We start from the raw sequence: 15,193 nt of genomic DNA on the forward strand, positions 1-15,193 counted from the left end.
GAAGGGCCCAGGCCCCTCCTTTGAGCGAAGTCCCTCGCCGGGACGATGGACCAGGTCAGGCCGCGAAAGGGCAAGCGGCTCCAACCGCGCCTCCTAGATGGGCCGGCCTGGTTCTCATCCGATCCCATCAGGTGGCGGCCCGCGCCGACCACGGACAGAAGCAAGACCCCGGCGAAGGATCGACCTCAAGAGGGATTGACTGACGAAGGCCCGTTACAGAAGACCCTTTCCGGGTCAGATGGACTCATCTGACCGGATAAAATGGTCTATCTTCAAAACCTTAGAGCGTGACGGCCGCCTGAACCGGTATCCACTTCAGGCTGTCACGCTCTAGGTCGAAGGTCGTGGAATAGGGAGACACGAGAGCGGCGATTGGCGGCGTAATCTTCGTCGGAAAAGAAGGTCTGCCGCCGGCGGGCGCCCCTCTGGATGACGGGGTGCGCCACGCCCGCCGCTACGACTCTCGCCAAACCGCGCCGTGGGTCGGCTTGGCGTATCGGGGAGGCTGAGCCAATTGGGTATGTGTCCGCGTTATTCCCCCGCCCCAACCTATCCCCAAACCAGCACCCAGACCCCGATCGACGCGAAGCTCGCCGCCGCGACCCAGCGGATGTGTCTGAGCGGCAGCCGCCCGGCGACCGCCTCGCCCAGATAGACCGCCGGGACGTTGGCGATCATCATGCCCAGGGTCGTGCCCGCCGCCACCCACAGCACCTGATGGAACTTCGCCGCGAGCGCGACCGTGGCCACCTGGGTCTTGTCGCCCATCTCCACCAGGAAGAAGGCCACGAGGGTGGTGAGGAAGATCGAGGCGCCGGCCCGGTCGCGCGGGGCGTCCTTGTCCTCGAAACTGTCGGGGATCAGGGCCCAGGCGGCGAAGGCCAGGAAGGCCCCGCCCAGCAGCCACCTCAGCCACGGCCCCTGCAGGAACTGTCCCGCCGCCACCCCCACGAGGGCGGCGAGGGCGTGGTTGGCCAGGGTGGCGATCAGGATGCCCAGGATGATCGGCGCGGGCCGGCGGAACCGCGCCGCCAGCAACATGGCCAGGAGCTGGGTCTTGTCGCCGATCTCGGCGATGGCCACGAGGCCGGTGGAAACGAGGAAGGCGTCCATCGAGGCGAGTCATCCGGGCGGGGTCGAGGCGAACCAATGGCCTTCCGCGCCGGCGACCCCGCATGGATCGACGCACGAAAGCCAAAGGTCTCGCCAAGCACCCGGCCACGTGCGCAGCACGTGACCAAGGATACCAAAAGTGACGCGCATTCCGGGCGGCGGACCGGAGACCACTCCGCCCGAATGCGCGTCGCCGGATGCGCCATGCGGGTCCGAGAACCCAGCAATTGTGTTGACGCACCCCCCGTTGGAGCTACGGGCGGCTACTCCCCAGTGACGGCGTGCTGGATAGGTGAGGGCGTCCTCGAGGGCAAGTGCGAACAGTTCGCGTCATGGGCGAGGCCCATTGTCACATGCGCGTGAGGGCGCCGCCGAGCCGCCCATTGAAAACCCAGGCGCTTCAATCCCCCGCGAAGCGCGTTAACCTTTCGTTAGCGAAAAACACTCGGGGACAACCCCGCGACCCCGTTGACGAGTCATTAGGCTTGATGCCCCATATGATGCGTATCCGGGTGGGGCGCCCACTAGATATAGTTCCGGTAGGCGACGACGGGCGGGGGGCTCGAAGCGCCTGATAGTTATAGGTTTTGGGTCATGAGCAGCAGCGAAGCGGCAATTCGGACGGTTTCGGACGCGACCCAGGTCGCCGCCGAGCGATCCGAGCGACCGCAGCTCCAGCTGGTCCGCAAGGTCGAGGTCGACCGCTCGCGCGACGCCCTGCTGACTGATTTCGGCAAGACCACGCTGGAGGACCGCTACCTCCTGGCCGGCGAAAGCTACCAGGACATGTTCGCCCGGGTGGCCACCGCCTATGCCGACGACGCCGACCACGCCCAGCGCGTCTATGATTACATCTCCAACCTCTGGTTCATGCCGGCCACCCCCGTCCTGTCGAATGGCGGCGCCGGCCGCGGCCTGCCGATCTCCTGCTTCCTCAACGCCGTCGGCGACTCGCTGGACGGCATCCAGAGCGTCTGGAACGAGAACGTGGCGCTCGCCTCCAACGGCGGCGGCATCGGGACCTATTGGGGCGGCGTGCGCTCCATCGGCGAGAAGGTGAAGGGCGCGGGCCAGACCAGCGGCATCATCCCCTTCATCCGGGTGATGGACTCGCTCACCCTGGCCATTTCGCAGGGTTCCCTGCGTCGCGGCTCGGCGGCGGTCTATCTCGACATCCACCATCCGGAGATCGAGGAGTTCCTCGAGATCCGCAAGCCGTCGGGCGACTTCAACCGCAAGTCGCTCAACCTGCACCACGGCATCTCGATCAGCGACGAGTTCATGGAGGCGGTCCGCGAGGGCGCCATGTTCGGCCTGCGCTCGCCGAAGACCAAGGAGATAATCCGCGAGGTCGACGCTCGCTCCCTGTGGCAGAAGATCCTCGAGATCCGGCTGCAGACCGGCGAGCCCTATCTGATCTTCTCCGACACCGTGAACCGCGCCATGCCGCAGCATCAGCGCGAGCTCGGCCTCTCGGTGCGCCAGTCGAACCTGTGCTCGGAGATCATGCTCCACACCGGGACCGACCACCTGGGCAAGGAGCGCACGGCCGTCTGCTGCCTCTCTTCGGTCAACGCCGAGAAGTTCATGGAGTGGCGCGACCACCCGACCTTCATCGAGGACGTCATGCGCTTCCTCGACAACGTCCTGCAGGACTTCATCGAGCGCGCGCCGCCCGAGATGGCCAACGCCGTCTACGCCGCTGTCCGCGAGCGTTCGGTGGGCCTGGGCCTCATGGGCTTCCACACCTTCCTGCAGGCCCAGAACGTGCCGTTCGAGAGCGCGCTGGCCAAGTCCTGGAACATGCGCCTGTTCAAGCACCTGCGCCGCCAGTGCGACGCCGCCTCCCGCACCCTGGCTGCCGAGCGCGGCGCCTGCCCGGACGCCGCCGAGCGCGGGGTCATGGAGCGCTTCAGCCACAAGCTGGCCATCGCGCCCACCGCCTCGATCTCGATCATCTGCGGCGGCACCAGCGCCGGCATCGAGCCGATCCCGGCCAACATCTACACCCACAAGACCCTGTCGGGCTCCTTCGCGGTGAAGAACCCCTATCTGGAGCGCCTGCTGGAGCAGACCGGCCACAACACCGCCGAGATCTGGGACTCGATCCTGGAGAACGAGGGTTCGGTGCAGCATCTCGACTGCCTCAGCCAGGACGACAAGGACATCTACAAGACCGCCTTCGAGCTGGACCAGCGCTGGGTGATCGAACTGGCCGCCGACCGTACGCCGGACATCTGCCAGTCCCAGTCGGTGAACATCTTCCTGCCGGGCGATGTCGATAAGTGGGACCTGCACATGCTGCACTGGCAGGCCTGGGAGCGCGGCTGCAAGTCGCTCTACTACATGCGGTCCAAGTCGGTGCAGCGGGCCGCCCATGCCGGCGGCGAGGGTGCGGCGGTGGTCACCATGTCCGACGAACGCACGGACTACGACGAATGCCTCGCCTGCCAATAGAACGTGCTTTTCCCCCGTTAGTAGAACCCGTGCACGGCCCGCTAACCGTCGTGCCATAGTCTTCGGGACGAACGTCGCTGCTCTCGGGGGGGCACATGCGAAACGTCCCGACCGTCGAACGTCGAACTCCAGGCTCAAAGGCCGCGCGGACCCACGGTCTCGCGCGGCCTTTTGCTTTTATTTCAAGACGATATGTCGCGATGGGAACGGATTTTCCACTTGCGCCCTTCCTAAAGCGTGGAAGGATGCTCCTTGGGTCGTGCGCTCAAGGACGCGATCCTGGGAGGATGCGTATGAGGCCGTTGGCTCAGTTGGCCATCGCCTGTGTTTTCACCGCCGCGGCAGGCGCGGCAGAGGCTGGTCCCAAGGGCGTGGCGTCCAAGGCGGCAGCCGACAAGCTGATGGGGGCGGCCTTCGCGCCCAAAGCCCCGACCCGCATCGACGGGGACCTGAACCATCTATTGAACCGCGACACCGACGCCGACTGGCGCACGCGCGAGATCGCGTTGGGCAAGGGCGATCGGCTGAGGCTCAAGCTCGGCGAGCCCGCCTTGCCGCTAGGCGCCCCGCTGGACCTCGACCGCGAGCGCTTCGCCGCCGACGCCTATGAGGTCGCCGTGACCCGCGACTGGCCGGGCGTGAAGTTCGAGGCCGGCGCATACGATCTGCGCCTCGCGCCCCATGCCGAGCTCGGCGTCTCCAACGCCGGCGGCCAGGCCGGGGCCGGAGCGATCCTCACCGTCGGCCAGCGCCGCGACGACATGGTCAAGTCCCAGCTCAGCGACCTGGGCGTCCAGGACGGGGCGGCCTTCGGCGATCAGGGCCGCTGGTACCTGTTCGCCGCCGCCAGCGGCCGGGCCGTGGGCCTCAACATGCTGCGGAGCGACGGCGGCTGGGACCGGGCCGGCTGGTCCACCGATCCCTCCAGCACCCTGGTCGGCGACGCCCAGGTGGGCGTCGGCTTCCGCAAGGGGATGATGCAGACCTCCTTCGGCGTCATCCACCGCGAGGTGAAGGGCGAACACCGCATCTGGGGCCAGAGCACCAAGGACGACACCCTGGCCGCCTTCTCGCTCTCGATCCGTCCGCGCTAGCCCATCCGCGCGGCCCACAGGGCCTTGAGCCGCGGGTCTTCGTCGACGCGCTTGACCACCTCGCCCATCTTCGGCGCCTCGCGGTAGAACCGTTCACGCCTCGGCCGGAACCGCGAGACCACCGCCACATAGAGGTCCAGCACGCTGAGCTCGTCGCCCAAGATGTAGCGGCCGGGGGAGACCTGGCCGTCCATGATCCCCCAACACTCGGCGATCCGCTCCAGGGTGCGCTCGGTCAGGGCCTCATGCCCCGCTGGATCGGGGACCAGCCGCGAGGGATCGTCCTTCACCCAGTAGAGCGAGTAGATGGCGCTGGAGACGAAGCTCATCCAGCGCAGGAATTGGGCCCGGCCGGGCTCGCCGGGCATGGGCGCCAGCCGGGCCTCCGGATAGGTCTCCGCCAGCCAGATCAGGATCGCCGCGCTCTCGGTGATCGCCTCGCCGCCCGGCAGCACCAGGGCCGGCACCTGGCGCATGGGATTGGCGGCCAGCACCTTGTCGCCGCTCTCCGGATGGCCCTTGTCCCAGGTATAGGCCTCGATGAGCCGATAGGGCTCGCCGATCACGGTCAGCGCCGCCTCCACGGCCACGGCGCCGGACCCCCGGGCGCCGAACAGGGTCAGTTGCTCAGACATGCTTATCCCAGGCTTGTTCACAACATCTTGGGGAGCTGCGCCAACTCGCCGCTAGATATGGATGTGGATCGAGAGCTAGAGTTTGCCCGTTAACGCTACGTCCGTCGATTCCGCTCCGTTCGAAAGTCCGCCCGTGACCGCCAAATCCTCACTGCCAGGCCTGCTCACGCCGTCGTTCGCCTACAAGCCCTTCCGCTATCCGTGGGCCTACGACTTCTGGAAGAAGCAGCAGCAGGTCCACTGGATGCCGGAAGAGGTGCCGCTGGGCGAGGACCTCAAGGATTGGGCCGCCAAGCTCAACGACAAGGAGCGCAACCTCCTCACCCAGATTTTCCGGTTCTTCACCCAGTCGGACGTCGAGGTGAACGACAACTATATGGAGCGCTATTCGCGCGTCTTCAAACCGACCGAAGTGAAGATGATGCTGGCCTCGTTCTCCAACATGGAGACGATCCACATCGCGGCCTACGCCCTGCTGCTCGAGACCATCGGCATGCCCGATTCCGAGTTCACTGCGTTTCTCGAATTCCAAGAGATGCGTGACAAGCACGACTACATGCAGAAATTCGGCGTCGAGACCAACGCGGATATTGCACGAACTCTTGCGATGTTCGGCGGGTTCACCGAGGGGCTGCAGCTGTTCGCCAGCTTCGCCATGCTGATGAACTTCCCGCGCCACAACAAGATGAAGGGCATGGGCCAGATCGTCTCGTGGTCGGTGCGCGACGAGAGCCTGCACTGCGAGGGGATCATCAAGCTCTACCACGCCTTCAACGCCGAGACCGGGGCGGTGACCAAGAGCGTGGCCGACGACATCGTCGACTGCTGCAAGACCGTGGTGGGCCTGGAGGACAAGTTCATCGACCTGGCCTTCAGCGCCGGCGAGGTCCAGGGCATGACCCCCGACGACATCAAGAACTACATCCGCTTCATCGCCGACTGGCGCTTGCGCCAGCTGGGCCTGCCGGAGGTCTACGGCGCCAAGACCAACCCGCTGCCCTGGCTGCAGTCGATGCTGTCGGGCGTCGAGCACGCCAACTTCTTCGAGGCCCGCTCGACCGAATATTCCAAGGCCGCCACCAAGGGCAAATGGGACGGCGACGGCGGGGTCTGGGCCGAGTTCGACAAGACGCTCGCCAAGCGCAGCGACCTGATCCTTCCGGCCGAATAGACACCATGACCAAGCTCGTAGAGGTTTCCGACGCCGGCCACGTGCGGACCATCCGCCTCAACCGGCCGGAGAAGAAGAACGCGCTGAGCCTGCAGCTGGCCTGGGCGGTGATCGCCGCGGTCGACGAGGCGGCCCAGGACGACGAGGTCTGGGTGGTGGCGCTCACCGGCTCGGGCGACGCCTTCTGCGCGGGCCTCGACCTGACGGGCTCCGAGCCCCATTCCCCCTATCCGCCGATGACCTCCTATCTGGACGACATCGGCTGGGTCGGCCAGTTCCTGCTGGCCATCCGCAAGCGCTGCGACAAGCCGGTGGTCGGCGGGATCAACGGGGTGGCGGTCGGCGCCGGCCTGGGCCTGGCCATGGCTGCGGACGTGCGGCTCATCGCCCACAGCGCCCGGCTGATGGCCGGCTACACCCGCATCGGCGGCTCGCCCGACGCCGGCCTGACCATAACGCTGCCCCAAGCGATGGGGTATGAGCGGGCGATGCGGTTCATGATGGAAAACCGCACGCTGACCGGCGAGGAGGCCGTCGAGTGGGGCATGGCCGGGGAGGCGGTGGCCGACGCCGACTTCGCCGCCCGCCTGGCCGAATATTGCGCCAAGCTCTGCGAGTGGTCGCCGATCACCCTGCGCCTGCTGAAGCGCGGCATCGTCAAGTCCTACGAGTCCCACGACATGGAGCAGCAGCTCCGCTACGAGGTCGCCAATATCGGCCGCGCCTTCCGCAGCGAGGACGGCCAGGAGGCCCGCCGCGCCTTCCTGGAGAAGCGCAAGCCGGTGTTCACGGGGCGCTAGAGGCGACCACCAGCCGCAGGGCGCCGGTCTCGGCGACCCGCACCGCCTGCACTGCGCTCGGCCGGGCGATCACCGGGCCGTAGCTCGCCCCACCTTCGGCCTCGTCCACGAACCGCCGGGCGTCCTCGAGGTCGGCGGCGCTCATCCGCGCGGTGAGCGTGGCCAGCGCCTCCTCGGCTTGGCCCCGCACGTCCGCATCGGCCCCGTCGTTCGAGGCCGCCAGCGCCGTCCAGACATAGGCGTCGATCGGGTCCTTCCGCGCCAGCCGCCCCTGCGCATAGACCTCGCCCAGCGCCAGCTGCGCCGCCCCGTCCCCGTCCAGGGCCGCGTCGTGCAGCCGGTTGACCTCGATCTGGGCCGGGGTTAGGGCGGCCACCACCCAGGGCAGGCCCGGCGCGGGTCCGCCGCCACGGCCGCCCGAATGGGGATCCAGATGCAGGTGCGGGCCCTGGGTCCCGTGCCGCCCCTCGGCGAAGATGGTGCGGAAGGGCGCTCCGGCCCTTCGCAGCTTGGCCGCCGCGCGGAACGGGCTCATCCCCTCGACCACCACGTCATAGGCGCCCGGCGCCTCGGGCCGCCCCATGGAGTGGCGCGACAGCCGCCCGGCCGGCACGGTCAGCGCGCCTTGCGCCCGAAGCTGGTTCTCGCGCTCGGGGGTGCGATAGCCGCCGGTCACCCGCCAGGTCCCGGCCCCGAACACCTGGTCCATGGTCGAGCGGAACCGCGCATGCGGATCCTCGCCGGCCCGGGCGCCGGGCGCGGCGGCCGCCAATGCGATGCTCAAGACCAGCGCGATCCTCACGCCCCGTCTCCCGAACAGCCCTTAGAGGCCTCGAGCCTATGCCCGGGGGAAACGCAGGGAAAGCCGATACAACCGGTGCGCTATCCCTCCTCCTTGTGGGGAGAGCAATCGCATATGGCCGACGGTCAGGGCGCGGCGGTGGTCAGATGCTCCCCTCTTGGGGGAGCTCCCGGCCGAATGGCCGGGTGAGGGGGACTAAAATGTCCTTGGACGGCGGTTCGACGGGGCTCAGCAGGGGCTAAAGTCCCCCTCAGGCCCTTCGGGCCAGCTCCCCCAGAAGGGGAGCATCTTCGCTCCCCGCATATGCGATAGCCCTGCTCCTTGTGAGCAGGGATGACCTCAGGCGCGCGCGTAAGCCGGCGTCCAGGTCGCCTGGCGCTGGCGGCGGATGGCGCCGCCCACCAGGCCGAAGCCCACGATCATCATCGCCCAGGTCGCCGGCTCGGGCACGGCGGTGGCCACGGCGATATTGTCGAGCTCGAAGGAATTGCCGGTCGAATAGAAGATCACCTTGGTGACCCGGTCGGACCCGAAATTGTAGGTCATCCGCCGGCCGACGGTCTGGTCGCCGTTGAAGGCCCCGTCCGCCAGGGCCGCGCCCACCAGCGTCTGGTCGAAGCCGTTCAGCCCGATGAAGCGGATGGCGTTATAGGCGTCGGGCGAGCCGATATAGACGCTGATCGCGCTGATCAGCGGCGTGTCCAGGGTCGCCGCGCCTCCCGCGTGGATGGCCAGGTAGTCGGTGGTGGTGCCGGGCGGCGGGGCGGCCACGCCGGGGAACAGGCCCTGCGACCCGTCGAAGATCCCGGCCGCGCCGCTGAGGATCAGGCTGTAGCCCGGCGCCACATAGCCATCGAAGTCGTAGACCACGAACTGGTCCGCCGGCGGCGGCGTATCCACGGGCGAGGCGATCACCGTTAGGGCGTGGGCCGGCGCGGCCAGGGAAACGGTGGCCGCGGCGGCCATGGCGGCGATGCTGAACTTCATGCTTGGACCCGTAACAAAAACGCCCGCTCACCGAGCCTGATCAACCGATCCCAGGGTTGTAGAGCATCTGGCGACCGCCTGACGGTAATTCCCTCTCGAGTTGACGGTTCCAAATTCAATACGGGCTCAAAGACGAGCAAATCTTAATTAACCCTAACCAGCAAATTGGACTGGAACAACTGAACCGCGGCGGTGTTTGAGCTTCGCAGTGGGTCGCCTCCAGCAGTTGGGCGATCACCGGGCGCGGTCTGGAGGGATCCCGCCCAAGGTCTGAATCGTCGGCCCCCGACGTTCGACCGAGCCGGCCCGGGCCGCGCCGCGCAGCGCGACCGGGCCGGCTTTCGGCGCGACGCTTGCTCCGCCCCGACGAAGGCCGCAAGGTTCATGCGGGGGCAGTGATGGCTTATTACCGGGTATATCTTACAGGTCGCGACGGGCGGATCCGGGATGTCCGGCCCATCGAGGCCGCGTCCGACGACGCGATCCTGAAGCTCGTCGGCGACATGGACCTGCGCGGCTTCGGCGCGGAGATCTGGGACGGGGCGCGGAAGCTGGCGACGACCTTTCCGTATCGGGAGCGGGATTAGGCGGAGGGCTGGAGTGGAGATCACGCCCGCACCCACCACTCGTCATCCCGGCTTCGGCGTAATATTACGGCGACAGTGAATTAAATTGACGCCTCAATTGATCGACGCCAAGCGAGGGCCCCCGCCGAAAGACGCTGGCGTCAAATAGAATGCACTGTCACCGCCGTCGTCAGGCGGTCCGCAGGCTCGTCGTCCGCCGCCGTCCGCCGCGAACCGCCGCGCCCACGGCGCCGAAGCCCACGATCATCATCGCCCAGGTCGCCGGCTCGGGCACGGCGCTCACCGCGACGTTCAGGTTGTCCACCACGAAATGGAAGTCGTCCTGCGATGGCGTCGGCGCCAGGCTGGTGAAGGTCAGGCCCGTGAGCCCCTTCCAGGTGGTCGTCAGGGCGAAGGGCGAGCCGGTGTCGAGATTGATCGTCGTCGTATAGAGCAGGCCCGCGCCGGAATAGCCGTCGATGCGCAGCTGCAGGTCGTCGCGCCAGGCCGCGGTGAAATAGCCGCCGCCGAACGAGAAGGTCCCGTCGATCGCGCGGATTTCCGAGGGCGCGCCATACCGGTTAAACGCCGCGTGGGTCGGCGACACCACGCCGTGGGCGTAGCCGGTGTTCTCCAGGTGCTGGGCCGGGTTGAGCCAGGGGTCGACGACCCCCCAGTTCTTCCACCACAGGTCGTTGTAGCCGACGTGAATCTGGAACTGGTGGGGAATGTCCTCGAAGCCGATGACGGCCGCCTGCGCCGGAACGGCGGCGAGCGCCAGGAAAGCGGCGCAAGCCGTGGACGCCAGAACTCGGTTCACAGGGGTGTCTCCATTTACAGTAGAGCGCACCTATGTCCTGCTACCTATGGCCGGTCAATGGTGGAGCTTGGCCAGCGCCTTGGCCGGCCGCGCCGCCGCCGTCCGCGCCGTGACGATGTCGAGGATAGTTACGGTGACAGTGAATTGAATCGACGCTTCAATTGATCGACGCCAAGCTAGGGCCCCCGCCGAAAGACGCTGGCGTCAATTTAATGCACTGTCACCCTAACCGCGCCCTACCGCGTCGCGATGACGTGCAGCCACAGCCGCGGCTCGCGGTCATAGCCGCCGCCCGGCCCGCTGCGCACCTCCAGCGCGCCCCACGGCCCGGCCGCCTCATAGGCCGCGCGCAGGGCCTCTTCCGTGGGGAAATTGAAGAACCGTCCGAGCGCGTCGCGCCCGTCGCCGTCGCCGGCCTTGTAGCCCGCATAGAACAGCCCGCCCGGCTTCAACGCGCGGCGCACCCGCCCCAGGATCGCGGCTAAGCCGCCCAGCGGCACGTGCAGCAGGCTGGCATTGGCCCAGACCGCGTCATAGGCGCCCTGCGCTTCCAGCTCCTCGAACAGCATCACCCGCACCGGCCGCCCGATCCGCCGCTCTGCCTGGGCCGCCAGCCCCGGCGAGCCGTCGGTGGCCTCGACCTCGAAACCCGCCGCCAGCATGGCCTCCGCGTCCCGCCCCCCGCCGCAGCCCAGCTCCAGGATCCGCCCGCCCGGCGCCACCCGCGCCAGGAAGTCGGACAAGGCCCGCGACACCGCCTCCCGGCGGCCGGCATAGGCCACGGCCTCGCGGTCGTAGAAGGCCAGGGTGTCAGGGTCGTGGAATGGGTTGGTCATGGGGGCGGCCCAGGTTTCGCCGGAGGGGCGGTGCGGTCAAGGGGCACAGAATGTCCCCTCGCTACCCCCGCTCGTCATCCCGGTTTCGGCGCAGCCGAAGGCCGGGACCCATACGCGCCGGATCTCGACGAACGCGCGCAGACGCCGCTGACACCTAGACCGCCAAAGGCTCTGGCGCGGGTCCAAAACGGTTCGCGAGCCCCGTTCCCTGACGCGACAGCATGAAGAGCAACATCACGAAGGTGACGTTGTAGAGGGCGCCGGCGACGAAAACCGCGATGAACAGTAGTCCGACCTCGGGCTGTGCGTGCCCGCCTGAACCCCACATAAGCTTGGAAGATCCGAACATCGCGAGAGCCAGCAATGGCAGCGGCGGGACGCCCCACCAACCGGACCTGCCGCTGTCGTGCAGCCGCCGAGTCACGGCCGCCGCCAGGAGCGCGACGGTCAGGGCCAGGCCCGCGCACGTGACGAGGATGTACTTCTCGACGCTCGACGGCGTCCCTGCGAGGAGGTCCTCCAGCACCGGCGGCACGAAGCCACTCATCGCCACGTAAGGCAAGGCCATGGCGAAGATCGCGAACGACCAGAACTGCGCCCGCGTGTCCCGACCGGAGAGGCGGGTAAGGCCGCTAAGGCCGCGTCCGATGGAGCTGAATGCTTGCAAGGTCTCACTCCGGCGGCGCGTGGGTGCGGGCGAGGGCGTAGTCTAGCTGGTGGCTTGGTCGAAGCTAGGCTGTGGGGACGGTTTGGCGCCTGCCGTGTTCGCGGTGTCGATCGGAAGGCGAACCGAATTTAGTATAGTGTCACCGTAATTCGCACCGTAATTCGAATTTTATTGGCGGCCTGGAAGTAGATTTTCGAAGTTAACCACTACCCTTCATGAGAAGCGCAATGATGCCGACAATCACGCCGCCAAGACCTGTAAACGCTGCAAGCCAGGTCACTAGGCCTTGGCTCGCCTCGCGCTGCGCCGGACTATCTGGTGGAGGCGATCTGTGAGGGGATCGCCGAGGGCGGGACGCTGCACGGGCTGAGCAAGCTGCCGGACATGCCGTGCGCGCGCACGCTCGCCAACTGGATGCGGACCCGGCCCGACTTCGCCGAGGCGGTGGGGCGGGCGAAGGCGGAGCGCAAGGCGCGGCGGGCGGTGGACGCGGAATATGAGCGGTTGCGGCGGCGGCTGGGCGGGGTCCCGGCGAAGCCGGATTAGTTAGACGCGAAGGACGCGAAGATCGCGAAGAGATGCGCCGCGCCCTTCGCGTCCTTCGCGTCCTTCGCGTACTTCGCGCCCTTTGTGTCTGCTTCTTTTGCGAGAATCGCGGCTTCGCCGCTTAGCCCCAGGGGCCGCGTCTCGCGCGGGTGATCGGGACGGCGGTCTCGCCTCGGCGGGTGACGATCGGCGGGGCGCGGCCGGCCAGGCGCATCAGGGCCTCGACGCGGTTGTGCGTCGCCGGGTGGGTGGAGAACAGGTTGTCGGCGCCTCGCCCCGAGAGCGGGTTGATGATGAACATCTGGCCGGTGGCGGGATTGCGCTCGGCCGTCAGGTTGACGATGCCGCGGGCATGGGCGTCGATCTTCTGCAGGGCGCTGGCCAGGGCCTGGGCGTCGCCGCTGATCGCCGCGCCGCCGGCGTCGGCCTGGTATTCGCGGCCGCGGCTGATGGCCATCTGGACCAGGGCCGCGGCCATGGGGGCCAGGATCATCAGGGCCAGGGTCCCGATGATGCCGCCCGGCCGCTCGCGGTCATTGCCGCCGAAGAACAGCGCGAAATTGGCCAGCGCCCCGATGGCGCCAGCGATGGTCGCCGTGACGGTCATGGTCAGCGTGTCGCGGTTCTTCACATGGGCCAGCTCGTGGGCCATGACCCCGCGGATCTCGCGGCGGTCCAGCATGCGCAGCAGGCCCACGGTGGCGGCCACGGCGGCGTGCTCGGGGTCGCGGCCGGTGGCGAAGGCGTTGGGCTGGTCGCTGTCGATGACATAGACCTTGGGGCGGGGCAGGCCGGCGCGCTGGGCGAGGTCATGGACGTCGGCGACATAGTTCGCCAGCAGGGGCTCGGGGGTGGCGGGGTCGACCTCGCGGGCGCCGTACATTTTCAGCACGATCTTGTCGGCGTTCCAGTAGCTGACGAAATTCATCGTCGCGCCCAGCAGGAAGGCGATCGCCATGCCGGTGGGGCCGCCGATCAGATAGCCGACGCCGACGAAGATCGCGGTGAGCGCCGCGAGCAGCACGAAGGTGCGAAGGTGGTTCTGCATGGGGCTCGATATGGGGTGGCGGGGGAGGTGTTCGCAAGCGTCGGAACGCCCGGCGAAGCCGGCCAGAAGATGGACACGAAGATCGCGAAGGACGCGAAGGGTCAGCGCCGCCTCTTCGCGCCCTTCGCGTTCCTTGTGTCTGACTATTTCGGCTTCGCCGGGATCAGCGCCGCGCGCGCAGGGCGGTGACCGGGGCCGCTTCGACCGGCTCGGCGCGGGGGCCGAGGTCGGCGGCCTGTTGGCGGATCAGGGCCTCGACCTCGCCCGCCGGCATGGGCCGGGCGAACAGGTAGCCCTGCATGCGATCGCAGCCGGCGGCGCGCAGGAACAGGGCCTGGGCCTCGTCCTCCACCCCCTCGGCGACGATGCGGGCGTCCAGCGACTTGGCCGCATTGAGCATGGCGCGGACCAGCTTGGAGACCCGTGGATCGCGGCCGACGTCGCCGATCAGCGACTGGTCCAGCTTCACCGTGTGGATGGGCAGCTGCAGCAGGGCGCGCAGGTTGGAATAGCCGGTGCCGAAGTCGTCCAGCGCGATGCGAACGCCCTTCGACGCCAGGCGCTCGATGTGGCGCCGCGCCAGGCCCAGGTCCTGGACCAGGAAGGTCTCGGTGATCTCCACGGTGAGCGCCGTGGCCGGCAGGTCGGTGGCCTTCAGCCGGCGCAGCAGGTCGCGCGAGAAGCCGGGGTCCAGCAGCTCGCGCGGCGAGACGTTGCAGGAGACGATGTCGATCAGGCCCTGCGCCACCCACGGCGCGGTGGTCTGGCAGGCGCTGGCGAAGATGGCGGCGTCCAGGTCGCCGATCAGGCCCAGCTCCTCGGCCAGGGGCACGAAGACGCCGGGGGCCAGCAGGCCCTTTTCCGGATGGTTCCAGCGGGCCAGGACCTCGACGGCGACGATGCGGCTGTCGGCGGCGTCGACCACCGGCTGGTACCAGGGGACGATCTCGCCGGCCGGGATGGCGCGGCGGAGCTCGGCCTCCAGGCTGTGGCGGGCCTCGCCGGCCAGGCGCAGGTCGGTGTCGAAGGCCGACCAGCGCCGGCCCCCGGCGCTCTTGGCGCGGTAGAGGGCCATGTCGGCGTAGCGCTGCAGGTCGACGGCGTCGGTGGCGTCGTCGGGATAGACCGCCACGCCGATGGAGGCGCCGGGGGAGACTGTCCGGCCATAGATGGTGTGGCCCTGGCTGAGCAGCTGGGTGAGCGCCGCGGCGCGGCGGGCCACCTGGTCGCCCGAGGCGATCACCGCGAACTCGTCGCCGCCCAGGCGGCAGACCAGGTCGCCGGACTTGGCCCCGCTCTTCAACCGCCGGCCGATCTCGTTCAGCAGCTGGTCGCCGGCGTGGTGGCCCAGGCTGTCATTGAGGTGCTTGAAGCGGTCCAGGTCGATGACGAACAGGGCCAGGCGTTCGCCCGAGCCTTGCGCGGCCTCCAGCCGGTCGATCAGGGCCGCGGTGAAGGCGCCTCGGTTGAGCAGGCCGGTCAGCCCGTCGGTGCGGGCCAGGAGCAGGGTGAGCGCGCGCTCGGCCTCCAGCTCCTCGACGCGGGCGGCCAGGGCCTCGGAGATGCGGGCCACCTCCTCGCGCGCCATGCTCTCGGCCGCGTCGTCCTCCATGGCCGTGAAACCCCCTGCGCAAGGGGCGGATTATCCCAT

At 68.1% G+C, this 15,193-nt stretch carries 15 protein-coding genes and 1 riboswitch; of the genes, 6 read left to right on the plus strand and 9 right to left on the minus strand.

Annotated elements, in window-relative coordinates:
- Positions 1-549: 549 nt before the first annotated feature.
- Positions 550-1,113 (minus strand): TMEM165/GDT1 family protein, encoded by a 564-nt coding sequence (locus Q8Q88_RS20895; protein ID WP_305677116.1) that lies wholly within the window; start codon positions 1,111-1,113, stop codon positions 550-552.
- 138 nt (positions 1,114-1,251) lie between these two features.
- Positions 1,252-1,397: riboswitch (yybP-ykoY riboswitch) on the minus strand.
- A gap of 310 nt (positions 1,398-1,707) precedes the next feature.
- On the opposite strand from Q8Q88_RS20895, the gene Q8Q88_RS20900 reads away from it, so the two are divergent.
- Positions 1,708-3,570, plus strand: a complete 1,863-nt coding sequence (locus Q8Q88_RS20900; RefSeq protein ID WP_305677117.1) for a ribonucleoside-diphosphate reductase subunit alpha — start codon at positions 1,708-1,710, stop codon at positions 3,568-3,570.
- Between the two features lie 293 nt (positions 3,571-3,863).
- Positions 3,864-4,664 (plus strand): lipid A-modifier LpxR family protein, encoded by an 801-nt coding sequence (locus Q8Q88_RS20905; protein WP_305677118.1) that lies wholly within the window; start codon positions 3,864-3,866, stop codon positions 4,662-4,664.
- Here Q8Q88_RS20905 and Q8Q88_RS20910 read toward each other — a convergent pair.
- A complete protein-coding gene (locus tag Q8Q88_RS20910; protein WP_305677119.1) occupies positions 4,661-5,299 on the minus strand; it encodes a glutathione S-transferase family protein in 639 nt (212 codons plus the stop codon). The two genes, Q8Q88_RS20905 and Q8Q88_RS20910, sit on opposite strands and share 4 nt — an antisense overlap.
- Before the next feature lie 133 nt (positions 5,300-5,432).
- On the opposite strand from Q8Q88_RS20910, the gene Q8Q88_RS20915 reads away from it, so the two are divergent.
- Both Q8Q88_RS20915 and Q8Q88_RS20920 read left to right on the plus strand, forming a co-directional pair.
- On the plus strand, positions 5,433-6,470 hold the full coding sequence (locus tag Q8Q88_RS20915; protein WP_305677120.1) for a ribonucleotide-diphosphate reductase subunit beta: 1,038 nt from the start codon (positions 5,433-5,435) through the stop codon (positions 6,468-6,470).
- A gap of 5 nt (positions 6,471-6,475) precedes the next feature.
- Positions 6,476-7,270 carry an enoyl-CoA hydratase/isomerase family protein gene (locus tag Q8Q88_RS20920; RefSeq protein ID WP_305677121.1) on the plus strand — a complete coding sequence of 265 codons (795 nt, stop codon included), beginning with the start codon at positions 6,476-6,478 and terminating at the stop codon, positions 7,268-7,270.
- On the opposite strand, the gene Q8Q88_RS20925 is transcribed toward Q8Q88_RS20920, so the two are convergent.
- A complete protein-coding gene (locus tag Q8Q88_RS20925) occupies positions 7,257-8,072 on the minus strand; it encodes a hypothetical protein (RefSeq protein WP_305677122.1) in 816 nt (271 codons plus the stop codon). The two genes, Q8Q88_RS20920 and Q8Q88_RS20925, sit on opposite strands and share 14 nt — an antisense overlap.
- Positions 8,073-8,411: 339 nt before the next feature.
- Positions 8,412-9,059 carry a PEPxxWA-CTERM sorting domain-containing protein gene (locus Q8Q88_RS20930; RefSeq protein ID WP_305677123.1) on the minus strand — a complete coding sequence of 216 codons (648 nt, stop codon included), beginning with the start codon at positions 9,057-9,059 and terminating at the stop codon, positions 8,412-8,414.
- 353 nt (positions 9,060-9,412) lie between these two features.
- On the opposite strand from Q8Q88_RS20930, the gene Q8Q88_RS20935 reads away from it, so the two are divergent.
- Positions 9,413-9,646 carry a hypothetical protein gene (locus tag Q8Q88_RS20935; protein ID WP_305677124.1) on the plus strand — a complete coding sequence of 78 codons (234 nt, stop codon included), beginning with the start codon at positions 9,413-9,415 and terminating at the stop codon, positions 9,644-9,646.
- A gap of 169 nt (positions 9,647-9,815) precedes the next feature.
- Here Q8Q88_RS20935 and Q8Q88_RS20940 read toward each other — a convergent pair whose 3' ends face one another.
- From Q8Q88_RS20940 to Q8Q88_RS20950, 3 genes are all read right to left on the minus strand, one after another.
- Positions 9,816-10,445, minus strand: a complete 630-nt coding sequence (locus tag Q8Q88_RS20940; protein ID WP_305677125.1) for a PEPxxWA-CTERM sorting domain-containing protein — start codon at positions 10,443-10,445, stop codon at positions 9,816-9,818.
- Positions 10,446-10,681: 236 nt separating this feature from the next.
- On the minus strand, positions 10,682-11,281 hold the full coding sequence (locus tag Q8Q88_RS20945) for a bifunctional 2-polyprenyl-6-hydroxyphenol methylase/3-demethylubiquinol 3-O-methyltransferase UbiG (protein ID WP_305677126.1): 600 nt from the start codon (positions 11,279-11,281) through the stop codon (positions 10,682-10,684).
- A gap of 154 nt (positions 11,282-11,435) precedes the next feature.
- The gene (locus tag Q8Q88_RS20950; RefSeq protein ID WP_305677127.1) at positions 11,436-11,948 is read right to left on the minus strand and encodes a DUF805 domain-containing protein; all 513 of its coding nucleotides are present in this window, start codon (positions 11,946-11,948) and stop codon (positions 11,436-11,438) included.
- A 318-nt stretch (positions 11,949-12,266) separates the two neighbouring features.
- On the opposite strand from Q8Q88_RS20950, the gene Q8Q88_RS20955 reads away from it, so the two are divergent.
- Entirely contained in the window at positions 12,267-12,494 is a 228-nt protein-coding gene (locus Q8Q88_RS20955) for a hypothetical protein (protein ID WP_305677128.1), read from the plus strand.
- Positions 12,495-12,615: 121 nt separating this feature from the next.
- On the opposite strand, the gene htpX is transcribed toward Q8Q88_RS20955, so the two are convergent.
- A complete protein-coding gene (gene htpX / locus Q8Q88_RS20960; protein WP_305677129.1) occupies positions 12,616-13,542 on the minus strand; it encodes a zinc metalloprotease HtpX in 927 nt (308 codons plus the stop codon).
- 163 nt (positions 13,543-13,705) lie between these two features.
- Positions 13,706-15,154 (minus strand): bifunctional diguanylate cyclase/phosphodiesterase, encoded by a 1,449-nt coding sequence (locus Q8Q88_RS20965; protein ID WP_305677130.1) that lies wholly within the window; start codon positions 15,152-15,154, stop codon positions 13,706-13,708.
- Positions 15,155-15,193 lie beyond the last annotated feature (39 nt).

This window comes from Phenylobacterium sp., from assembly GCF_030697925.1.
Lineage (GTDB): Bacteria > Pseudomonadota > Alphaproteobacteria > Caulobacterales > Caulobacteraceae > Phenylobacterium.